The organism is Lactobacillus sp. CA30L (assembly GCF_059900845.1).
In genome coordinates this window covers 171,698-194,925 of the sequence record NZ_JBWXGB010000005.1, presented here as the reverse complement: position 1 = coordinate 194,925, position 23,228 = coordinate 171,698, and the positions used below count along the sequence as shown (strand labels likewise).

The following is a 23,228-nucleotide window of genomic DNA, read 5'->3' as shown; positions in this document are numbered from 1 at the left end:
TTTGGGGGAGCGGTAATTTTGAAAAAAACGAATGTGGCGGTAGTGACGGTTGCGATCTTCATGACAACGTTTATGACGGCAATTGAAGGGACAATCGTTTCAACGGCGATGCCGACGATTGTTTCAGACCTCAACGGCCTGGAAATCATGAATTGGGTTGTTTCAATCTTTTTGTTTATGACCGCTGTTTCGACCCCGCTATACGGGAAGTTAGCCGATAGCATTGGCCGCAAGCCGGTGTTCTTGTTCGGCATTGTCCTGTTTGTCATCGGTTCGGCTCTTTGCGGACAAGCCAACAACATGGTTGAATTAATCCTCTTTCGGGTCATTCAGGGCCTCGGGTCCGGTGCGGTGCAGCCGGTGGCGATGACCATCATTGCCGATATGTATCCGCTGCACAAGCGCGCCAAGATGCTGGGACTAAACTCCGGCTTTTGGGGTGTTGCGTCAGTTATTGCGCCGCTGCTCGGGGGCTTCATTGTTCAGCAGCTGTCCTGGCACTGGGTCTTCTACATCAACGTTCCGATTGGTCTAATTGCCCTGGCTTTGGTCATGGTATTCCTAAACGAGCCTAAGACCAAGAAGAAGGCAAAGTTGGACGTTAAGGGGACATTTTGGCTGGTTGTTTTACTCTTGACCCTGATGTTCACCCTGCAGGAGCTGAGCACGCTTAGTCCGCTCATTCTGCTCGTTCTAGCTGCAGTCGTAGTCGTCAGTGCAGTCATCTTCTATCACGAAGAAAAGCGCGCAGAGGACCCGATAATGCCGTTGTCGATGCTCAAGGGCAGAGAGTTCCTTGCGCTTAACATGATTACCCTGCTGATTGCCGGTGTAGTCATCGGTTTTGAATTTTATATTCCCACGTGGATGCAGGGGATTAAGGGAACGTCAGCCACTTTGGCCGGCTTTGCGGTCACGCCGAGCTCGGTCATGTGGGTGGTCGGTTCCTTCCTCATCGGCGGGATGCTGAGCCGCTGGGGCGTGCGCAGGACCTTTAACGGCATGCTCACCCTGCTTTTGGTCGCGGACTGCATGCTCCTCGTCGTGCCGCTCCACACGCCGTTCTGGGTCTTCTGCATCATTGCAGCGATGAATGGTATTGCATTTGGTTCCATCCTGACCGCCTCGCAGGTGCGTTCCCAGGTTTTGGTTTCGACCGCTAACATCGGCGTTGCAACGTCCTTTAACACGCTGATGCGCTACCTGGGGCAGACGATGATGGTCTCGATTTACGGCATTACCTTCAACACGGTTGTTGCAAGTCAGTTAGCCGGGCATCCGAATTTGACCCAAGGCATGATGAATAAAATTGTTTCGGCGGCGAAGGCCCAAGAATTGGCTGCTAACTTGATTCCGCAGCTGCGGCAAGTTCTATTCAGTGCATTGAAGGGCGTTTACGTGGTCTCCCTTGTAGCAATCCTTATTTCATTTGTTTTCAACTTTACGTATAAAAAACGGCAATAAAAATATCTTAAATAAAAAGAATCCGCTGATGTGATAGCACACCGGCGGATTCTTTGTTTGCAGGCAATTAAGAGTAGCAGATTCTTTTACCCTTTTCATTATTTAATTTTACAGCATACGCGCTAAAAAGTATTTTGTTAATTGATTGGCGGGCACAACAGCCTGCAAATATAATTGGGTCAGGATGTGGCCATTAATGCATGGACACAGAAATTTGTGCTATATTGAAACAGGAGAGTAGAAAGAGGCAGCTGCGATGGATCAAATCAAAAAAATATTAAGTGGTGAAATAAAAACGTCGGCGACGATTGTACCTGAGGAATTGCGGCAGAATTACGTCCCGCATGGTTTTAAAGGCGAACAAAATAAAATCAAGGGGCTGTTTATCGTGGGCGAACCGCGCAAGTACAGCCTGACTTATGACCTGGTCAATACGGCGATGCAGCACCTGGAACAAAACGGCTGGGTGGTCGAGCTGCGTGACCTCTATGACCTTAATTTCGACCCGGTTTTGCACCCTGCTGAATTTTATTACGTCAAGGATGGATTGGGGCAGGCGCCCGCATACCTGGCCCAGGAGCAGGCATTGGTGCGGCAAGCAGACGTCGTGGTTTTTGCTTATCCCAACTGGCACGATGCACCGGTCAGCATTGTGAAGGGCTACATCGAAAAAGTCTTTGCGGCGGGTTTTGCTTACAAGGACGGCCCCAACGGACCGGCAGGCCTACTGGGCGGCAAGCATCTTTACACGATTATGAATTGCGGCTATTTGGGCGGGGGCCAGGGCTATGTAGGCGATGGCTGCGGCCAAAACGATCAATTGTGGGACCAGTACATGAAGGCCTTTAAGGTCTTCGACGATGATACGGCCCAATTTTGGGGGATGAATAACGCTGGGCGCTTCGTCAATGACCGCCGCCCGCAAAATTTTGCGTCTGACTACCAGGAGCAGCTAACTAGCCTGCGTGCGATCCTAAAGGAACACATAAAGCGTGATTTGCTGGATGTGGTTAAACCCGGTTGAAATTGCAGCCAGAAAACACGAATGAGCTGCAGCAAAAAAAGATTGCGTCTCCATAAGTTGAAAACTGCAATCTTTTTGGTTTTTAATATGACCTATTTTAGAACCGTTCTTCGAAGTAGAAGTGGTGCAAAAAGGAATAACCGATGAGCACGAAGGTGATGCCTCCTAAAAGCCCGCCGACCACGTCGGACGGGTAGTGGACGTGGCTGAAGACGCGCGTGTATGCAATCAGCAGCGGGAAGCAGGCCCAGATAATGCAGAGCACCGTTTTGGCTGCCCGGTTTTTAATTATCAAAATGGTTAGAACAATCAAAACACCGAAAAGCGCGGCGCTGCCGACCGAGTGGCCCGAGGGGAAACTATACCCATCCGCGCGTACCAGGTGGTGGACCGGCGGGCGGTGGCGTTCAATCGCATGCTTAAGAATCCAGTTGTAGCCGTTGGCCGCAATCATCGTGCCCGCCGTGAAGAGTGCGTAGGCATACTTCCTGAAGACGACCAGGATGACGACCAGAATGATGGTCTCAAGCACAATCACGCTGGTGTTGCCCAGGTTGGTAAACGTGGTGGCAAACTTAACGGCCGCCGGATTGTTGTTGCAGATGACCCCGATCAGGGTGTGGTCAAACTGGTGAATGAACCGACTGCCGCTGGCAACGAGGACGGCCCAGACCGCATATAGCACCACAAAAATGGCCGCCGGGATGATTGTGTCTTTTTTTTCTTCGTGTGTCGTATACAAATAACTTTCTCCCTTTGTTTTTTTTAGCATTTGTGGTAAATTATAATCATTATCGGTCAAAAAATAAAGGTCGGGAATTAGTAGCAATTTTATTTTTCCAAAGAGAGGAGCCGGTGGGTGCAAGGCTTGAAGGATGGATTGTGAACTGAGCCCGGTTAGTTATCTAGCGTTTGCTATCCGCGTTAAGGAGCGTTAAGAGTCATGCGTGCAGCGTGAAACTTAGGTGGTACCGCGATTATTCGTCCTATGAAGAATTTCATAGGGCTTTTTTTATGAGGTGAATAAGAATGTACAATCACAAGGTGGTCGAACAGAAGTGGCAAAAGTATTGGGACAAAAACCAAACTTTCAAAACGGGCACTGACCCGAAGAAGAAAAATTATTACGTGCTGGACATGTTTCCGTTTCCGTCGGGCAAGGGTCTGCACGTGGGGCACCCAGAAGGCTACACCGCAACGGATATCGTGGCGCGCATGAAGCGCAGCCAGGGTTACAACGTTCTGCACCCGATGGGCTGGGATGCCTTTGGCCTGCCGACGGAGCAGTATGCGCTGCAGACCGGCCAGGATCCGGCTGTTGTTACCAAGGCCAACATTGCCAACTTTAAGCGTCAACTCAACAAGCTGGGCTTTTCCTACGACTGGGACCGGGAATTGTCAACCGCAGATCCGCGGTTCTATAAGTGGACCCAGTGGACCTTCGAGCAGATGTACAAGCATGGTCTGGCCTACGAGGCGGAGGTTCCGGTCAACTGGTCGCCTGACCTCGGAACTGTTGTTGCCAATGAGGACATTGTCGATGGCAAGACGGAAAGGGGTGGCTACCCCATCTACCGGCGCAACATGAAGCAATGGGTGCTGCGCATTACCAAGTATGCTGACCGCCTGCTTGCCGGCCTGGACAAGCTCGACTGGCCGGAAAATATTAAGGAAATGCAGCGCAACTGGATTGGACGCTCGGTCGGGGCGCAGGTGACCTTCAAGGTCAAGGATGCTGGTGAAACATTTGATGTCTTTACCACACGGCCTGACACCCTGTTCGGTGCTACTTATGCGGTTCTGGCCCCGGAAAACAAGCTGGTCCAGAAGATTACGACGGAAGCACGCCGCGGCGACGTCAACAAGTACATTAAGCAGATTGAGTCCAAATCTGACCTAGAGCGGACCGACCTGAACAAGACCAAGACCGGCGTCTTTACCGGTGCGTACGCAATTAATCCGGTTAATGACCAGGCAATTCCAATTTGGATTTCCGACTACGTTTTGGCCAGCTATGGTACCGGGGCGGTCATGGCGGTTCCAGCACACGACACGCGCGACTACGAGTTTGCCCAAAAGTTTAATTTGCCCATCAGAGCGGTCATCGCGGGCGGCGATGTTTCTAAGGAGGCCTATACGGGTGATGGCGTCCACGTTGATTCCGCCTTTTTAAACGGATTAAGGGTCGAAGAGGCCAAGCAGAAGATGGTGGAGTGGCTTGAAGACCACCACGTGGGCCAGAAAAAGGTCAACTACAAGCTGCGCGACTGGGACTTCAGCAGGCAGCGCTACTGGGGCGAACCGATACCGGTTATTCACTGGGAAGACGGCGAGACCACGCTGGTTCCGGAGGACGAATTGCCACTCGTTCTGCCGCACGCAACGGACATCAAGCCGTCGGGCACGCCGGAAAGCCCGCTGGTCAACCTTAAAGATTGGGTCAACGTGGTTGACAAAAACGGCCGCAAGGGCAAGCGCGAGACCAACACGATGCCTAACTGGGCCGGTTCTTCATGGTACTTCCTGCGCTACATCGACCCGCATAATGATCATAAATTGGCAGACCTAGACAAGCTCAAGCAGTGGCTGCCCGTTGACCTGTATATCGGCGGGGCCGAGCATGCCGTCCGCCACCTGCTGTATGCGCGCTTTTGGAACATGGTGCTCTACGACTTGGGCGTTGTGCCTAACGAAGAGCCGTTCCAGCGTCTGTACAACCAAGGCCTGATTCTGAAGGGCCACGAAAAGATGTCCAAGTCGAAGGGCAACGTGGTTAACCCGGACGACGTGATTGATGAGTACGGTGCTGACAGTCTGCGCATGTACGAGATGTTCATGGGCCCGCTTGATGCTTCGATTGACTGGGACGATAATGGTCCGGCGTCGACGAAGAAATTCTTGGACCGCATCTGGCGTTTGTTTGTCAATGACCTTGACCTCAAGGCGATTCCACAGGCCAATATTGTCGCTGAAAATGACGGCACGCTGGACAAGGTTTATAACGAGACGGTCAAGAAGGTTACCGAAGACTTTGATGCGCTGCACTTTAACACGGCAATCTCACAATTGATGGTCTTTGTCAATGCGGCCCAAAAGGCTAAGACCATTCCGCGGTCATACGCAGAGGGGTTCATTACCATGATTGCGCCGATTGCGCCCCACATGATGGAGGAAATCTGGCAGATTTTCGGTCACGATGAATCAGTGACGTTTGCAAAGTGGCCAAGTTATGATCCGGAAAAACTGGTTGAAGCAACGGTTGAAATGATGGTCCAGGTTAACGGCAAACTGCGTGGCAGCTTTACCGCACCGAAGGATGAAAATAAGGACGAACTGGAGAAAAAGGCCCTGGCTATTTCACACGTTCAGAAGTTTTTGGCCGACAAGGAAGTCAAAAAGGTAATTGTTGTGCCAAACAAGATTGTCAATATTGTTGCCAAATAAACTTAATTTTTCCTAAAGCGGATAATATATTTATTGTTAATTACTATTTTTGCTTCAAAATAAGATAGTTAGTACATTAGATTTAGGGAATATTAATGAAAGAAAACAAGTTGACAAAGCAAAATACGCAGGATACCTTCATCACGGGCAGCGCGTGGATGACTTTTGGCTCCATTACCTCGCGCATTTTGGGTGCACTGTACATTATCCCGTGGTTCTACTGGATGGCGCCTTACAGCAACATTGCGAATGCACTGACTGCCAGGAGCTATAATATTTACAGTATCTTTATTTTGATTTCAACTGCGGGGATTCCGGGCGCGGTGGCCAAGCAGGTTGCCAAGTACAATGCGCTGAATGAATACGGTGTTGGCCGCAAGCTGTTTCGGCGCGGTCTCATCCTAATGGTTCTGCTGGGTATCATTTCGGCGGCCGTCATGTACTTTGCGTCGCCTTTTCTGGCGTCAAACGGTTCACGCAGCGACCCGAGGCAGGTCGCCGTTATGCGCAGCCTGTCGTATGCTATTTTGATTATTCCCGTGCTGAGCATCATGCGGGGCTACTTTCAGGGCTATGCGGACATGATGCCTTCGGCTTTGTCGCAGTTTGTGGAGCAGCTGGCCCGCGTTTTGTGGATGCTCTTAACGGCATACGTCATCATGCAGGTGCAGCACGGCAACTTTGTCGACGCGGTCGTTCAGTCGAACCTGGCGGCGGCAATTGGTGCGGTATTTGGGATTGCGATCCTGGGCTGGTTTTTATTCTCGAAGCGGCAGAATTTAAATCAGTTAGTCGCAGAATCGGACAACCAGATTCAGGTCTCAACCGCGGCCCTGTTTAAAGAAATTATTGCGCAGGCCATCCCCTTTATCATCATCGATGCGGGCATCCAGTTGTTCTACCTGGTGGACCAATACACCTTTCACCCCATGATTGCCAGCGTCATGAGCGCCAGCTACAACACGATTGAGACGTGGTACGCGCTGTTTGCGCTGAATGCCAACAAGCTGATCATGATCATCGTGTCTCTTGCCAGCGCGATGGCGGTGACGGCAATTCCGCTCTTGTCTGCAGCGCACGCCAAGCACGACTTTCGCGCGATTTCCGCGCAGGTCGGCAACACGCTGGACCTGTTTTTGTTCGTCATGATCCCGGCAGCATTTGGCATGGCGGCAATCGCCACGCCCGTTTACACAATCTTTTACGGTTATGACCAATTGGGAGCCAACGTGTTGTACTTATCCTCGTTTACTGCGATAACGCTGGGACTGTTCACGGTTTTAATGGCAATTCTGCAGGGCTTGTCCGAAAACGGGTTAGCAATCAAGTACCTGATTTTGGGCCTGGCGTTCAAGTTGCTTGCGCAGTACCCCATGATTTACGTGTTTAAGGTTTTTGGACCGCTTGTTGCGACCAACCTGGGCATGCTGGCCATCATTTTCCTGGCGATCAAGCACCTTGAAGTAACCTACGACTTTAATAAGAATCGAACGAGCCGCCGTTTTGTCGGCATCACGGCTTTCTCGCTTGTCATGTTTGTAAGTGTTATTGGCCTTGAAAAAGCACTGGGGCTGGTCTTAGATCCAACCAATCGCTGGCAGGCACTTGTTATCGTCGTATTAGCGGTTGGTGCTGGCACGCTGATTTATGGCTTTGCCGCAATTAAGTCCAACCTGGCCCAGAAAATTTTGGGTGATAAGATTGTTCCTGTTTTGCGCAAGCTGCACATTAAGGCATAAAAAAAGCATTATTACTTTAATTGAGTAATAATGCTTTTTGCTTGCAAAAGCGGCCAGTTTGCCTTTTTGCACTGCCCCTGCCAAGGAACTATATTGTAGCACGGTGCGTGGTCCTACACAATCAGGGCCTATGGAATTCACCACTGGGAGTATCATCGCGGCTGCCTTGCTCTGGCATCACGATTGCCGCAACGATGTAGACGAACAAGCCAAAACCGGTGGAGAATATTAAGAAGCCGCCACCGATGCGGGTCCAGGCCTTGTCCCAGCCAAAATATTCGGCAATACCGCCGAAAACGCCCGCTAAAACTTTATCCCGTGACTTAGTCAAACGCCTTTGCATGATGATTCCCCCCATGGATATTAAATGAATTTACTAAAAAAGCCAACCTTTGTGGGTTGGCTTTTTGTATTGATGCCCCGAAAAAGATTCGAACTTTCACTTAGTTGCCTAAACAGCGACCTGAACGCTGCGCGTCTGCCAATTCCGCCATCGGGGCTTAATATTTTCAGTACAGTAATAATAATACCAAAAATTTGGTAAAATGAAAGCATAAAACGCAAAAAAACTGAAAAATATTTTTGAAAGGGGTTTTAGCGCATTGAAGGCAAAAATTAAAAAACTGGTTCTGGCTCTTATTATGGGGCTCTTGCTGCTTCCGGTCCAGGTCAGTGCTGCGCAGGGGCTGCCTGATGATTATCACAGGGACCGGTTGGATCTGGACGTCAAGTCGGCAATCGCCGTTGACAGCAAGACCGGCCAGCTCCTGTACGGGAAAAATATTAACGCGTCCCTGCCGATCGCATCAATGACTAAGCTGGTGACCGTCTACCTCACGCTCAAGGCGGTCGATGAAGGCAAAATTGGCTGGGAAACCCGGATACATCCGACGCCCCAGATTGTTGCTATCGCTTCGAACCGGGAATTTTCCAATGTGCCACTGAAACTGGAACACTCTTATACGGTCAGGCAGCTCTACCAGGCAACTTTAATCGAGTCCGCTAACGGTGCCGCCATGATGCTCGCACAGGCCGTGAGCGGCTCGCAGGTGGGCTTTGTGCGGCAAATGCGCGCGCAGCTGGAAAAATGGGGCATCAATGACGCACAGATTTATACCAGCTGCGGATTGCCGAACAAGAGCGTCGGCACGGACTCGTATCCGGGCGTCAGCGGCAACGCCGAAAATAAGATGTCTGCCAAGGATATGGCCATTGTCGGCCAGCACTTGATCAACGCCTACCCGGAGGTAATCAAGACGACGGCGATTGCCCGCCTTGATTTTGATGATCAAAAGGCTAAGACGCCCATGACCAACTTTAACTGGATGCTGAAGGGGCTGTCGCAGTACCACCCGGATATGGGCGTAGACGGTCTTAAAACGGGGACTACCGATGCGGCCGGTGCCTGTTTCATTGGCACGGCCAAGCATGATGGCGCCCGCTTAATCACGGTGGTCATGGGTGCAGAGCACCTGGGCGGCAGCGATCCTGCCCGCTTTGAGCAGACCGCTCGGCTCCTCATCTACGTTTATAAAAATTACCGCCCGGTTATTTTTAAGGCCAATGAAGTAATCATGGGCAACACGCGCATGAGCGTTCATAACGGCCAGGAGCGGCAGGTCAATATTGGCATGAAGGAAAATAGCGAAGTGTGGGCGCCTGCAGGCAATCAGCGGCTTAGAGTGGGTCTGACTGCGGACAGGGTTGACGCTCCGGTCAAGAGCGGACAGACCGTTAATTCTTACTATTTCGAAGTGGGCAATTCTAAGCTAATCTCGCTGCACAGCCCCGAGGGACTGCTTTTGCCTGCTAAGGCACTGCAGTCGACGCCGCGGGTTAACTTCCTTATTCGCTTTTGGCGCTGGCTTTTTGGAGGATAAAATGACTGAAATTCCGTGCGACATATTATCAAGGGTCATAAAAAAACGGCAGAGCAACACGCATAAGGGCAATTACGGCAGGGTCCTGTTAATTGGCGGCAGCGAGAACTACGGCGGTGCAATCATTATGGCGGCCGAGGGCGCGTTGAATAGCGGTGCCGGACTGGTTGCCGTGGCGACGCACTCGCTCAACGTCCAGGCTTTGCATGCACGTGACCCCGAAGTCATGTACATTGACTGGCACGATCGCAATCTTGCGCAGATAATCAAAAAAATGGACGTTGTTGTCTGCGGTCCTGGTCTTGGAATGAGCGCGTTTGCGCATAAGGTTATGACCATGCTCTGCCGTGAACTAACGACCAGTCAGACGCTGGTCGCGGATGCCAGTGCGCTCGATTTGATGGCGCAGGATCACAATCTGACGCCGGTAAAAGCCGGTCGCGTGATTCTTACGCCGCACCAGATGGAGTGGCAGCGGCTCAGTCAGATTAAGATACCGTTTCAAACGGATAGTGCAAATGCGGCGGCCCTGGCCGCGCTTTTCCCGGGTCAAAACGCCACCTTGGTTCTGAAGTCCAACCATACTCACGTTTATGACGGGCAGGGAGCGGTTAGTGTTAATCCGTTGGGCAATCCCGGCATGGCCATCGGTGGCATGGGCGATACGCTGGCCGGCATCATCGGCGGCTTCGTGGCACAATTTGATAGCAGCCTGGCGACGGTTTTGGCTGCGGTTTACCTCCATTCTTTGGCCGGCGACCTGATTGCCCGGGATAAGTATATTGTGCGGCCGACCGCCCTTAGTAGACTTTTGCCGCAATTAATGAAAAAATACGCTGAGTGAGCAATTAGCCGCGTGATGTTGTAAAATAAAGCCACCACACTGGGAGGAGCGTAGACTTAGCGTGAAGAACAATTTATTAAAGCCTGTGACTGCTTTCTGTATTCTTTTAATATGTGCGATCAGCTTGGCACGCGTATCCATGCCGGCGGAATCCACCCGGCCTGATGAGTCGGATGCGACCGCAAAAACGGCCGCCCCCAAAACGGCTGCTTCATACCGGCCCTACAAGGACCCGTCCACTTTGCGCAAGCCCTATGATTGGCGCCAGTCCAGTGAGACTGGGGCATATCCGAAGGTTAAGCACCTCGAAAATGACCTGACAATCCGGGTGTCGCTCAGGGGCAACCGCGTGTACATTATGCGTGACCAGAAGCCGCTATACACGATGATTGCGAGTGGCGGCCTTTACAAGAACAACAAATCGCTGACGCCGACGGGTACCTTTGAGATTCGTCATGACCGGGGCGACTCGTTTTATAATCCCAAGTTAAACGAGGGCGCAAACAACTGGTTGAGCTGGGATGACAAGAACATCTACCTCTTCCACTCCGTCCCGACCAAGAGTAACGGCACCTACAATCTTAAACAAGCGCGGAAATTGGGAGTAAAGCCCGGTTCGCACGGATGCGTTCGGCTTAGCGTGCCTGATTCGCGCTGGATGGTGGAACATATCCCGGCCGGAACCAAGGTAATTATCAAAAATAATTAAAAGAGTTGGCTCATCTGCCTTTTCCTGCTATAATCAGGACTTGAAAGACGTTAGGAGTAGTAGTCGTTTGATCCATTTAAGCGAGTCCGCAGACGGTGCAAGACGGGCAGGAGAGAATGCATGAAGGCGTGCCTAACCGTTAATTAAGTAAAGTAAAAAGCGGATACTTTGTATCAATAAGAGTGGTACCGCGGGTAGAATACTCGTCTCTTCCTCCAGAAATGAAGGAAGAGACTTTTTTGTTAGGAGGAAAAATGGACTTTAAGGGTAAAGTTGTCGACCTGATTGCTAGCCAGGTCGACATGACCAAAGATCAAATCGGTCAGCTGATTGAGCGGCCAAAGAATGAAAAGATGGGTGACTATGCCTTTCCGGCTTTTGCGTTGGCCAAGAGCATGCACAAAAATCCGGCTGAGATTGCCAAGACAATTGCTTCTGCGCTGCAGAGTGAAGATTTTGCCAGCATTAAGGCAGTTGGCCCCTACGTTAACTTTGCTATTAATCATGAAAAGCTGATTGCGCAAACTTTGCAGGAAGTATTGACCAAACAGGAGCACTTTGGCGACCAGACTCTGGGCACGGGCAACGTGCCCATCGACATGTCCAGTCCCAACATTGCCAAACCAATGTCAATGGGTCACCTGCGTTCGACTGTGATTGGCAACTCGATTGCCAAGACGCTGCAGAAGGTCGGCTACACGCCCATCAAGATCAATTACCTGGGCGATTATGGCACGCAGTTTGGCAAGCTGATTGCTGCTTACAAGCACTGGGGCGTTGAAGACGACGTCAAAAAAGATCCCATCATGAATTTGTTTAAGTACTACGTAAAGTTTCACGCCGAAGCCGAGAAGCATCCGGAGCTTGATGATGAAGGGCGTGCCTGGTTTAAAAAGCTAGAAGATGGTGACCCCGAGGCCGTTAAATTATGGCAGTGGTTCCGTGAAGTATCCTTGGCTGACTTTAAGCGCATCTATAAAGAATTAGGGGTGACCTTTGATTCATACAAGGGCGAGGCCTTTTTCAATGACAAGATGCAGCCGGTGATTGACGAACTAAAGGAAAAAGGGCTGCTGCACGAATCGCGGGGCGCTCAGGTCGTTGATATGGGCGAAGGGGAAAACCCCGCGCTGATTGTTAAATCAGATGGCAGCAGCATCTACCTGACCCGTGATCTGGCAGCCGCAATTTACCGGATGAAGACCTATAACTTTGTCAAAATGCTCTACGTGGTCGGCAACGAGCAGGCGCAGCACTTCGTTGAATTGAAGACCGTGCTGAAAAAAATGGGCTATGACTGGGCTGACGAAATCCACCATGTTCCGTTTGGCCTGATTACCCAGAATGGCAAGAAACTGTCCACGCGGAAGGGCAACGTCGTTTTTCTTGATCAGGTGCTTCAAAACGCAGTTAAGTTAGCGCGTCAGCAGATTGAGCAGAAGAACCCCGACCTTGCCGATAAAGACCAGGTTGCACATGATGTCGGCGTTGGTGCCGTCATTTTCCATGACCTCAAGAACGATCGGGTGGAAAACTTCGACTTCAACCTGGACGAAGTGGTCCGCTTCGAGGGCGACACCGGTCCATACGTCCAATACACTAACGCCCGGGCCCAGAGCGTCTTAAACAAGGCCCAAAAATTGGGCAAGGAGCCGGATCTTGCCGGTGCGGCAATTGAAGATGCTTGGTCCTTTAGCGTTGCCAAGGCACTGGCGGACTTTCCGCGCATCGTTGCCCGTAGCAGCGATAAGTTCGAACCATCAATTATTGCCAAGTATGCCTTGGATGTAGCCAAAAAATTCAACAAGTATTACGCTAACGTCAAAATCTTGCATGAGGATGAACAAATCACCTCGCGCCTTGCCCTGGTACAGGCCACATCCATTGTTTTAACTGAAGCCCTGCGCTTGCTCGGCGTTAATGCGCCCAAAGAAATGTAGCGGGCAAATTATTTTGACAAAATAACGTTTACATTGATTAAAAGATTGTTCAATATTTAATTATTACGGTACAATGTTGATGTAAGCTTAATAGGAGGTATTTTTAAATGGCATATTTAGATAATGGTAACCAAATCTTTAAAGATGCTCGTAAAAACCATTATGCAGTAGGTGCTTATAACACTAACAACTTGGAGTGGACGCGTGCAATTTTGCAGGCAGCTGAGGAAACCAGAACCCCGGTTTTGATTCAAGTGTCAACGGGTGCGGCTAAATATATGGGTGGCTACAAGGTAGCCAAGGATTTAGTTGAGGACCAGATTGATGCAATGAACATCTCCGTTCCGGTCGTGCTGAACCTGGACCACGGCGACTTTGAATCTGCTAAAGAGTGTATCGCACTCGGCTTCTCGTCCGTTATGTTTGACGGTCATGCCCTTCCAACCGATGAAAACCTGGCTAAAACCAAGGAAATCGTCAAGCTGGCTCATGAACGTGGTATTTCTGTTGAAGCCGAAATTGGCAAAATTGGTGAGAACCAAGGTGCTGATGGTGGTGAACTAGCATCCGTTGAAGATGCCAAGACTTTTGTTGCAGCGGGCGTTGACAAGCTTGCATGTGGCATCGGCAACATCCACGGCGTTTACCCAGAAGGCTGGACCGGTCTCAACTTTGACCGTCTAAAGGAAATTGCTGATGCTGTTTCTGTTCCCCTTGTTCTTCACGGTGGCTCAGGAATTCCAGAAGACCAAGTTAAGAAGGCTATTTCGCTTGGTATTTCCAAGGTCAACATTAACACTGAATTCCAGTTGGCATTCCAGGCCGCTACGCGCAAGTACTTCGAAGCGCACAAGGATGAGGACAAGGCCAACAAGGGTTACGACCCACGCAAGCTGCTTCTTCCTGGCACTGAAGCCATTACTGCTTCAATGAAGGAAATGATTAAGTGGCTTGGGACTCCGTCAATTGACGACCAGATCAAGTCCGCAGCTTTTGACAAGAGCTCATTAAACTTAGAATAATTTAGCATAACAATTTGAAAGGTCAGCCCCGTTTGAGGACTGGCCTTTTGTGTTGGGTGCAGATTTTTTTACTGCCGGCAAATAATTGCTTGAATACGACTTTGAAGGTTTAATATAAAAACTACTTGCTTATTTTTTGGATAACGCTTACAATATAAGAAATATAGTAGACATGTGACTATTAAATTAGGCAGGATCTAAAAACTGATGCAGAGATTATAAAATCTTTGTGAGGCTTTTAGGTCCTTTTTTGTTTGAAAGGATTGGATAAATGATTGATTATGAGAAAAGCGCTTCACAAATTATTGAATTTGTAGGTGGTAAAGAAAATATTTCTAAGTTACTGCACTGTTCAACCAGACTTAGATTTACACTCTTTGACATCCAGAAGGCTAATTTAGAACAAATCAAAAATGTTGAGGGCGTTTTAGGAGCAGTTAATGCATCAGGTCAATGCCAAGTGATTATTGGTAACAATGTAATTGAAATGTTTGATGCTGTAAACAAACAGTTGGGACAATTGCATAAAGATAACGTGATAAAAGGTGATGCAAAAGAAAAATGGTATCAAGTGTTGCTTGATTACTTAATTGCTATTTTTCAACCCCTGGTTCCTGCAATTGCAGGCGGAGGTGTTTTAAAAGCCTTAACAATGCTCATTAGCTTGATTGGCTGGCTTCCACAGACAAGCAGTCTTTATCAGGTGTTAAATTTTATTGGAACTGCTCCACTTTATTTTTTACCAATTTTAGTTGCAATTACAACTGCGCAAAAGCTGAACGTAAACGTATTAGTTGCTGTTTCTTCAGTTGGTGCGTTAATCTTACCAGAATTGGTAACTGCCTTAGGAAAGGGAATTAATTTATTTGGTGTCAATTTAACCAATATTACTTACTCATCACAAGTATTTCCAGCCATTTTAGCTGTTTTCTTGTATGCATTTTTAGAAAAATGGATTACAAAATATAGTCCTAAGCCAATCAGAATATTTTTTGTTCCTATGTTTTGCATGTCAATTACTGTAATCTTGACATTAATTATATTAGGTCCTTTGGGCTATTACCTCGGTGTGGGATTAACAGCTGTTATCATGTTTCTGAACAATCACTTTGGTTTTGTGGCTAGTGCTTTACTTGCAGGTATGTTGCCAATTATGGTTTCAATGGGAATGCATAAGGCACTGATACCATATGTGGTAGCAACATTTGGTAGTGCCGGCAGTGAGTTACTGTATTTACCGGCATCACTTGCACACAATATGTCTCAGTGTGGTATGTCTTTTGCAGTGGCAATTAAGACCAAGGATTCCAAACTTAAATCAACAGCTATTTCTGCTGGCATATCAGCATTATTTGGCATTACTGAGCCTGCTATTTATGGAATTGATTTGCAGCATAAACGTGCATTGTTTGGAGTTATGACATCAAGTGCGATTTGTGGAGGAGCCATTGGATTTTTAGGAATCAAAGCATTCGCGATAGTAGGTCCAGGATTAGCCAGTCTACCAATGTATGTTGATAAGACTGACTCATCGAATTTCATTAAAGCCATAATCATGTTTGTTGTTTCACTTGCACTTTCTTTTATTATTGGCTTAGTGGTTTGGAAAGATACAGAAATAATTTCAACAGAAAAAAAAGAAACTTTAGCCGTTCCGGTTAAGGGAAAAGTAAAGCCTCTATCTACCATTAATGATGATGTTTTTTCAAAAGGAATATTAGGCGAAGGAATTGCTATTACGCCAGAAGAAGGAGAATTAACTGCCCCAGTCGATGGTACGATTATAATGGTTTATGAAACTGGGCATGCGATTGGAATGAAAACAACGGGTGGTGCAGAAATACTCTTCCATATAGGAATAGATACGGTCAAACTAAATGGGAAATACTTTGATATACAAGTTGAAACTGGGCAAGAAGTGCATCAGGGGGATATTCTTATAAACTTTGATTTGGAAAAAATCAAGCAAGCAGGTTTTGATCCTACCACAATAATGGTTGTTACAAATTATCATGACGAAAAGATTGTTTTTCCGCAGATTGCGTAATTTGTACGTTTTAGATGAAAGGAAAAAATAATGACATTACGAAAAGATTTTCTTTGGGGCGGTGCGGTTGCCGCTAATCAGGTCGAGGGAGCCTGGAACATTGACGGCAAGGGATTGTCAGTCTCTGATGTTGCAGCCTATAAACCAAATGTCGACGTAAAAGATTATAAAAAGAATCTTGCCGTTTCAATGAAAGACATTCAAGAAGCAATAGATGCTAAGGATGATAAAAATTACCCTAAGCGAAGGGGAATAGACGGTTACCATCACTATAAAGAAGATATTAAATTGTTTTCTGAAATGGGATTCAAAGTACTAAGATTTTCAATTGCGTGGTCTAGAATTTTTCCTAATGGTGATGAAAAAGAGCCGAATAAGAAGGGTATTCAGTATTATAAAAACGTGATTGCTGAATTGAAAAAGTATAATATCGAACCTTTAGTGACTATTTCACATTATGAAATGCCCTTGAATCTTGCCGTTAAATATAATGGTTGGGCGGACAAGTGCTTAATCGATTACTTTGTCAATTTTGCAAAAGTTTGTTTTACTAATTTTCCAAGCGTAAAATATTGGCTGACTTTTAATGAGATCGATAGCGTAACCAGGCATCCGTTCATTTCTGCGGGCATTATTCCAGAACATAGTAAAAATTTGCTTGAAGATGAATACCAGGCGTTGCACAATCAATTTGTGGCTTCTGCTATGGTTACAAGGTTAGCTCACAAAATGATAGCAAATTGCCAAGTTGGATGCATGCTGACGAAATTGACTACCTATCCAGTATCCTCTAAGCCTGAAGACGTTTTAGCTTCACTCAATAAAAATGTTATGAATTATTATCCATCTGATATTCAAGTGACTGGAAAATATCCTAAATTAATTTTGGAATACTTTAAGCAAAATAATATAAAGATTGATATGACTGATGAGGAACTAAGAATCTTACGCAAAAATACGGTGGACTTCATTTCTTTTAGCTATTATATGTCAATGGTTGCCGCAGGTGATGAATCAGGATTAAAATTGACAAGTGGAAATACGATTGTGGGTGGAAAGAATCCATATCTTAATGCGACTGAATGGGGATGGAGCGTTGACCCAGTCGGCTTAAGAATTTCTTTGATTGAGCTTTATGATAGATACCAGAAGCCCCTTTTTATCGTTGAAAATGGAATGGGAGCTCGCGATCAACTAGAAGCCGATGGTTCTGTTCATGATCCATATCGAATGATTATTTTAAACAACATTTTATTGAAATGAAAAAAGCAGTAGAAGCTGGGGTTGACCTGTTAGGATTTACTAGTTGGGCGCCGATTGATCTAGTTAGTGCCAGCACATCCCAAATGAGTAAGCGTTACGGTTTTATTTATGTAGACATCGATGACGAAGGAAACGGTAGTGGTAAACGCTATAAAAAAGATTCGTTTGAATGGTATAAACATGTAATTGAAACTAATGGAGATGAGTTTTAAATTCTTTAAAGGAGGATAGCCAGTGAGTTTAACGATTTGCAAGGTTTTAAATGCCTCTGTTGTACTCTGTATCGATGAATCCGAAAAAGAATTAGTGGTTTTAGGAAAAGGAATTGGTTATGGAAAAAAACCGGGTACTAAAATTAACAGAGACGATGTTAATCAAATATTTGTTCCGGTTACCAGTCCTGAAATTCAAAAAATTGAGCAAAGTTTTGCTGATATTCCCCCAAAGATTGTTGAATTGACACGAAGAATAGTGCAGAAAACTCAAAAAGAAATTAAGGTTCCGATGAATAGGACATTAACAATTTCTTTAATGGATCATATTAATTTCAGTGTTAGTCAATATCAAAATGGATTAGTTTTTAAAAACCGGATGTACTGGGACGTTCAGAGCTATTATCCCAATGAATTTGGAGTAGGAAAGTGGGCCTTAAATTTAATAAATAATGAGCTTAATATCATGTTGCCTAAAGAAGAAGCAGCTAGTATTGCTTTTCATATTATTAATTCTGAAACAGGCGAGGAATATAATGATAGCATGAAAGTAACTAAAGTCATTAATAGTTTGATGACAATTATTAACTTAAGCACCTCAACAAAATTAAATCCTAAATCAATCAGTTATCAAAGAATGCTAACACATATAAAGTTTTTTGCACAAAGAATTCTTCGTGGACACCAATTAGACGGTGATGATAAAACAATCTACGATCATATTATCAGCATATATCCTGATGCAACTAAAATAGCTATTAAAATAATGGAATTTTTAGAAAAGCAATATCATATTAAGATAACCAATGAAGAGTTGATGTATCTAATTATCCATATACAGCGTAATACAACATAAACTTCTTGCTATGTGCCTATGTGCATGTTTATACGGATTTTTTCAAGATTGAGGCTTAATAACTTAATTGTTTTCCTTGACTTAAAGTTTGGTTGAAGGACTAAACTCAAGCTATAATTAGGCATGGAGGAAAAAATAATGATTCAAGATGAAATGATGACGTTAAACAATGGTGTCCAGATTCCCAAATTAGCCCTGGGCGTTTGGGAAATAGCAAACAGTCAAGTGGCCTCAGTGGTACAAACAGCGCTAGATCTCGGCTATCGTCACATCGATACGGCGCAGGCCTATGGCAATGAGGCTGGCGTGGGCGAAGGCGTTAGGAAGTCGGGCATTAAACGCGAGAAGATTTTTGTTAATTCCAAGGTCGCGGCTGAAATCAAAAATTATGCTGAAGCTAAAAAATCGATTGACGATACTTTAATGAAAATGGATCTGGATTATCTGGATATGATGATTATTCATAATCCGCAGCCCTGGAGTGAAGTCAACCAGTCCAATGACCGTCACTTCGAAGGCAATCTGGAAACCTGGAGGGCGCTGGAAGATGCGCAGAAAGCGGGCAAGCTGCGGGCAATTGGGGTTTCAAGCTTTCAGCCGGACGACCTGCGCAACTTGATTGATAACAGCAGCACCAAGCCCGTGGTTAACCAAATTCTGTGTCACATTGGGGCAACCCCGAAGGAACTGATTGATTTCTCACAAGAACAAGGTATTGTGGTTGAATCATTCTCGCCCGTAGCACACGGAGCTGCCCTGAATAGTCCCGTAATCCAGCAAATGGCAGAAAAATATCAGGTGTCTGCTGCACAATTGTGTATTCGTTATGACTGGCAGCTAAATACAGTCGTGCTGCCTAAGGCTGCACAACCGGTCCATATCAAGCAGAATATGGAAATAGACTTCTTCACAATTTCCGATGAAGACATGGCGACTCTCGAAGCAATTTCATCACTTGACTACGGGACAGCCAGCCATTATCCGGTGTTTGGCGGAAAACTGTAAACAAGCTATTATGATTGACAAATATATTATCTGAATTTTTTGATCACAGAGCTAATAAGACTAATTCGTGCTCCTTTTAGGACAGAATTAGTCTTATTTATTTTGAAATTACTCAAATAACCGGCGGTTGCGACAGCGGATAATCACAAAACAAGTTTAGCAAAGCTAAGGCCTTCGAATTTGCCTTAGAATTTTAATGGCATAATCTATTTTGGCTGATAGGCGTTGTTGCGAAAAATAGGATCATTATAATTACTGGCGGCTTGGAAAATAATCAACAAGTGGATAAGAACTATTTGGGCCGCAGAATGACTGCTGTAGTCTGCTTTAATTAAGTTAAGCGCTTGTGCTTTTTGGTTGACAGTAAATTTAACTTTAGTAAAACCACCAGCTAGATTTTGGTTCAACTGAAGTGCAACTAAAAAGTTAGAAAGTTATTTTCGGTTCAACTTTTTTAAGTATTATGAGTTGTGGACTTTTAAAAATATGGTGGGCTCATTAAGAGCCGGTTCAGTCAGAAGCGTTACTTTGTTTGCACTCAAAGTAATCGGCAGTAGTCCATGATCGTACAACCTTTCTTCAATAAACATGTTTCCATGGGAAGTTTCAATAACGGGAAAATCCCATTTGCCTATGGTAGCCATTAGCTTACCATCTAGGTCGTGCAGTGATATCAGTCCGTAGCCCGGGTTTTGATAATCCCCAAGATATTCTGACGTGACTTTCACTGGCTTAGAGGAGTTTCCTTTGAGCTCTGCGAGGCGCTCCTCTTTGTTTTGGCATTTTTGTGTCATCATAGCGGCAACCTTATCGACCCAATTGGTGTCATTAATATTAAGAGCGTTATCTATTGTCTGGTAGGCAAGAGCAAAGATAGCATCGGTTGAATCCATGTTCGTGGTAACAACAAAAGCCAAATCAAGATCTGGAACAAAGCCCATGAAGGAGCAGTAACCGATATAAGAACCACTGTGGTAGAAGTACATGTGACCACGATAGTCTTCCATCATCATTCCCAGGCCATAAGCGGCAAAATTTGCTCCACCATACGCACGACTGGGATGCATGATAGATTGCGGTAAATAGCGCTGTGCTGTTGCTGAACCTGTTTCTTCTTTTTGCATGGTCAACTGGTATTTAGCCCACTCAAGCAAATCAGAAATTGTGGCTAACATGCTGCTGGCACCGCCGACCTTGCCGGGTGCAATAAAGGGCACTTCTTGGGTAACATTGTTGTCTCTAATATAGGGCTTAACAATTCGGGCACGTGGCGCCTCGTGGTGATTGATAAAGGTATTATGTAGCTTTAGCGGGTTAAGCAAGTGGTCATGTTCATAAGTTCCATAATCTTGGTCAATAGCCTGTTCCATTGCATAAGTGGCTGCGGCATAGACCAAGTTGCTATATTGCATCTGGTACCGCAATTCATGAGAGGGCTGCAAGTAGCCTACACATTCAGCCTTTTCTTTTAAGGATAAATCATGCTGATTCATATTAGTGAAGCGCATCAGGTCATGAGCTGGCAGGCCACTTTGGTGACTTAGCGCATCGCGCCAAGTTAGGTGGTCTTGGCTATACTGGTCGACCAACTTAAAGGCAGGCCAAGATTTCTTGAGGGGGTCATCCAGATTTATTTTACCTTCGTCTGCTAGTTGGCAAACTGCGGTAGCAAAAAAAGTCTTGGAAATGGAGGCAAGAGGATACAAACTATCTTTGCTAGCGCCACCATAGACTTGGCTGTAGCTTTCACCGGTATGGTAAACTCCAAAGCCTAAACTGGGTAAGCCAAATGTGGATAATACGGTCTTGGCTAATTGATCGATTTTTTCTGCGTTCATTAGTTACTCCTTTTAGAAAAATTTTTGTAATTTGATTAACATTTTACACTTAAGTGGAATAAAATAAACAATTTGCTTAAATTTTATGATGAAATAATTTATTATACATGATATATTTATTATTAAATTAAAAAATATATTAATAAGGAGGAAAAATGAAAAAGGAAAGATTACTCACCTCAATTGGGATAATAGGCTTGTCAGCAGTAGCCTTAGTGGGTTGCGGAAAGGGTTCGACTAGTAGTGATGATACCAGATCAGTAGCTAAATTTCCGATGGCTACACCCCAAAGAAAAGTCAAAGAAGGTGGAACGGTTAAAATTGCAGTTGAAACGGATACGCCATTTGCTGGAGTTTTTTCACCAGAATTATCTTCAGAAGATTTGGATTCACAGGTTGGTGCTCCGGGACAGGAATCCCTATTTGACAGTGATGACCAGTACAAAATCAATAACAAAGGGCCTGCAACTTTTAAGCTAGATCCTAAAAGTAAGACGATTACAGTAGAAATCAAGAAGGGCGTTAAATGGTCTGATGGCAAGCAACTAGTTGCTAAAGACTATGAATTTGCCTATGAAATTTTGGCAAATAAAGACACGATGTGTCCAAGATATAGTAGCCAATTTGAAATTTTGAAGGGTTTGAAAGAATACCATGAAGGTAAGACTAAATCAATTTCAGGAATCGAGATGCCGGATGGCAAAAATGGCCGCAAGGTGGTGCTACATTTCAGCAAGTTGAATCCAAGCATGGTGAATGCTGGTAACCGCTTCATGTGGGCTTCTGCTGAACCATATCACTACTTAAAGGATGTTCCCTTTACTGAACTCAAGTCCTCAGATAAGATTAGAAAAGAGCCGTTATTTTTTGGCGCTTTTAAGGTAGAAAAAGTCGTTCGCGGTCAATCTGTTACTTGGGTACCTAACGAATATTATTGGCGCGGTAAGCCAAAGCTCGACAAGATTGTAATTTCGGTTGTTTCACCTAACTCAGCCTCGCAGGCGATTAAGAGTCACAAGTTTGACGTGGTGCGTGTGATCAACACGCAGTGGAACCAGGTTAAAGAAACTAAAGATGTTAATTTTATTGCACAAATTCCGCTGAGCTATCACTATTTGGCCTTTAAAGTCGGTAAGTGGGATAAGGCGCAGAATAAAAACATCGAAAATCCACACGCCAAAATGAGTAACAAGTCCTTGCGGCAGGCAATTGGTTATGCAATGAACGTTAATGAAGTTGACAAGCGTTACACCAATTCCTTAAGTTTTAGAGTGCCAACATTAGTTCCATCACAATTTGGTGACTTTTTTGACAAAGATGCTAAAGGCTTCACATATGATCTGAAGAAGGCTAACGAGATTTTAGATAAGGCAAGTTATAAGAAGAAGGGGAGATGGCGAGTTCAGCCGAATGGTAAGCCACTCACCATTAATTTGGCTGCAATGAGTGGGGACTCAACCCAAGAACCAATAATTCAAAACTACCTTCAACAATGGCATAAGGTTGGTTTAAACGTTAAGCTTGCAACTGGTCGTTTAATTGAGCATAATTCTTTCTATGATAAGGTGCAAAATGATGACAAGGGCATTGATATGTTTATTGCCGGTTGGTCAATGCCATCTGAGCCATCACCGCACACATATTATAGTGAGAGTGCACCGTTTAACATGGCGCGCTTTGTAACGACTGATAATAATAAGTTGCTTGATGAAATGAACTCACAAAAAGCCTTTCATCACAAGTACCGAGTGCAAAAATTTCATGAGTGGCAAGAGTATATGAACAAAGAGGCCTATGTGATTCCGCTCGATAATTCATACCAAATTACGGCGGTTGACAAGAAAATTACAGGTCTCTCATTGAAACCTTCTCAAAGCAATAATCAGCAACCATTATGGTATAAAGTGGGCTATGCCAAGTAACTTCAGAAAAATAGTAAGG

Annotated in this window: 17 protein-coding genes, 1 tRNA gene and 1 pseudogene; 14 read left to right on the top strand and 5 right to left on the bottom strand. The window is 45.7% G+C overall.

Annotated elements, in window-relative coordinates; genetic code table 11:
- Positions 1–18 precede the first annotated feature (18 nt).
- On the top strand, positions 19–1,464 hold the full coding sequence (locus AC2JF8_RS07490) for an MDR family MFS transporter (RefSeq protein WP_500762429.1): 1,446 nt from the start codon (positions 19–21) through the stop codon (positions 1,462–1,464).
- A 256-nt stretch (positions 1,465–1,720) separates the two neighbouring features.
- A complete protein-coding gene (locus AC2JF8_RS07485; protein ID WP_500762427.1) occupies positions 1,721–2,488 on the top strand; it encodes an NAD(P)H-dependent oxidoreductase in 768 nt (255 codons plus the stop codon).
- 97 nt (positions 2,489–2,585) lie between these two features.
- On the opposite strand, the gene AC2JF8_RS07480 is transcribed toward AC2JF8_RS07485, so the two are convergent.
- On the bottom strand, positions 2,586–3,260 hold the full coding sequence (locus tag AC2JF8_RS07480) for a phosphatase PAP2 family protein (protein WP_500762425.1): 675 nt from the start codon (positions 3,258–3,260) through the stop codon (positions 2,586–2,588).
- A 257-nt stretch (positions 3,261–3,517) separates the two neighbouring features.
- On the opposite strand from AC2JF8_RS07480, the gene leuS reads away from it, so the two are divergent.
- Together leuS and AC2JF8_RS07470 are read left to right on the top strand one after the other, a co-directional pair.
- Positions 3,518–5,932, top strand: a complete 2,415-nt coding sequence (gene leuS / locus AC2JF8_RS07475) for a leucine--tRNA ligase (RefSeq protein WP_500762423.1) — start codon at positions 3,518–3,520, stop codon at positions 5,930–5,932.
- Positions 5,933–6,027: 95 nt separating this feature from the next.
- On the top strand, positions 6,028–7,671 hold the full coding sequence (locus AC2JF8_RS07470) for a putative polysaccharide biosynthesis protein (protein ID WP_500762421.1): 1,644 nt from the start codon (positions 6,028–6,030) through the stop codon (positions 7,669–7,671).
- A gap of 121 nt (positions 7,672–7,792) precedes the next feature.
- Here AC2JF8_RS07470 and AC2JF8_RS07465 read toward each other — a convergent pair whose 3' ends face one another.
- Both AC2JF8_RS07465 and AC2JF8_RS07460 read right to left on the bottom strand, forming a co-directional pair.
- On the bottom strand, positions 7,793–8,014 hold the full coding sequence (locus AC2JF8_RS07465; protein ID WP_500729075.1) for a PspC domain-containing protein: 222 nt from the start codon (positions 8,012–8,014) through the stop codon (positions 7,793–7,795).
- Positions 8,015–8,087: 73 nt separating this feature from the next.
- Positions 8,088–8,171: transfer RNA gene (locus tag AC2JF8_RS07460), tRNA-Leu, on the bottom strand.
- Between the two features lie 141 nt (positions 8,172–8,312).
- Between AC2JF8_RS07460 and AC2JF8_RS07455 the strand changes: the two genes are divergently transcribed.
- The 9 genes and pseudogenes from AC2JF8_RS07455 to AC2JF8_RS07415 all read left to right on the top strand — a co-directional run bounded on the left by AC2JF8_RS07455 (position 8,313) and on the right by AC2JF8_RS07415 (position 19,449).
- Positions 8,313–9,551 (top strand): serine hydrolase, encoded by a 1,239-nt coding sequence (locus AC2JF8_RS07455; RefSeq protein ID WP_500762447.1) that lies wholly within the window; start codon positions 8,313–8,315, stop codon positions 9,549–9,551.
- A 1-nt stretch (position 9,552) separates the two neighbouring features.
- Positions 9,553–10,395: an NAD(P)H-hydrate dehydratase gene (locus tag AC2JF8_RS07450; RefSeq protein WP_500762419.1), complete on the top strand. Its 843-nt coding sequence runs from the start codon at positions 9,553–9,555 to the stop codon at positions 10,393–10,395.
- A 61-nt stretch (positions 10,396–10,456) separates the two neighbouring features.
- Positions 10,457–11,104 (top strand): L,D-transpeptidase, encoded by a 648-nt coding sequence (locus AC2JF8_RS07445; protein WP_500729073.1) that lies wholly within the window; start codon positions 10,457–10,459, stop codon positions 11,102–11,104.
- 254 nt (positions 11,105–11,358) lie between these two features.
- Positions 11,359–13,044, top strand: a complete 1,686-nt coding sequence (gene argS, locus AC2JF8_RS07440) for an arginine--tRNA ligase (protein WP_500762417.1) — start codon at positions 11,359–11,361, stop codon at positions 13,042–13,044.
- A gap of 107 nt (positions 13,045–13,151) precedes the next feature.
- Positions 13,152–14,066: a class II fructose-1,6-bisphosphate aldolase gene (fba, locus tag AC2JF8_RS07435; RefSeq protein ID WP_500729071.1), complete on the top strand. Its 915-nt coding sequence runs from the start codon at positions 13,152–13,154 to the stop codon at positions 14,064–14,066.
- A 271-nt stretch (positions 14,067–14,337) separates the two neighbouring features.
- Positions 14,338–16,113, top strand: a complete 1,776-nt coding sequence (locus AC2JF8_RS07430) for a beta-glucoside-specific PTS transporter subunit IIABC (RefSeq protein ID WP_500762415.1) — start codon at positions 14,338–14,340, stop codon at positions 16,111–16,113.
- A 30-nt stretch (positions 16,114–16,143) separates the two neighbouring features.
- Positions 16,144–17,588, top strand: a pseudogene (locus tag AC2JF8_RS07425) (glycoside hydrolase family 1 protein).
- A 22-nt stretch (positions 17,589–17,610) separates the two neighbouring features.
- On the top strand, positions 17,611–18,444 hold the full coding sequence (locus AC2JF8_RS07420; RefSeq protein ID WP_500762413.1) for a PRD domain-containing protein: 834 nt from the start codon (positions 17,611–17,613) through the stop codon (positions 18,442–18,444).
- Positions 18,445–18,582: 138 nt separating this feature from the next.
- Positions 18,583–19,449: an aldo/keto reductase gene (locus AC2JF8_RS07415; RefSeq protein WP_500762411.1), complete on the top strand. Its 867-nt coding sequence runs from the start codon at positions 18,583–18,585 to the stop codon at positions 19,447–19,449.
- 206 nt (positions 19,450–19,655) lie between these two features.
- On the opposite strand, the gene AC2JF8_RS07410 is transcribed toward AC2JF8_RS07415, so the two are convergent.
- Both AC2JF8_RS07410 and AC2JF8_RS07405 read right to left on the bottom strand, forming a co-directional pair.
- Positions 19,656–19,856: a hypothetical protein gene (locus AC2JF8_RS07410; protein ID WP_500762409.1), complete on the bottom strand. Its 201-nt coding sequence runs from the start codon at positions 19,854–19,856 to the stop codon at positions 19,656–19,658.
- Between the two features lie 54 nt (positions 19,857–19,910).
- A complete protein-coding gene (locus tag AC2JF8_RS07405) occupies positions 19,911–21,287 on the bottom strand; it encodes a serine hydrolase domain-containing protein (protein ID WP_500729069.1) in 1,377 nt (458 codons plus the stop codon).
- Positions 21,288–21,442: 155 nt separating this feature from the next.
- Here AC2JF8_RS07405 and AC2JF8_RS07400 point away from each other — a divergent pair, with 155 nt between their 5' ends.
- A complete protein-coding gene (locus AC2JF8_RS07400) occupies positions 21,443–23,209 on the top strand; it encodes an oligopeptide ABC transporter substrate-binding protein (RefSeq protein ID WP_500762407.1) in 1,767 nt (588 codons plus the stop codon).
- Positions 23,210–23,228 lie beyond the last annotated feature (19 nt).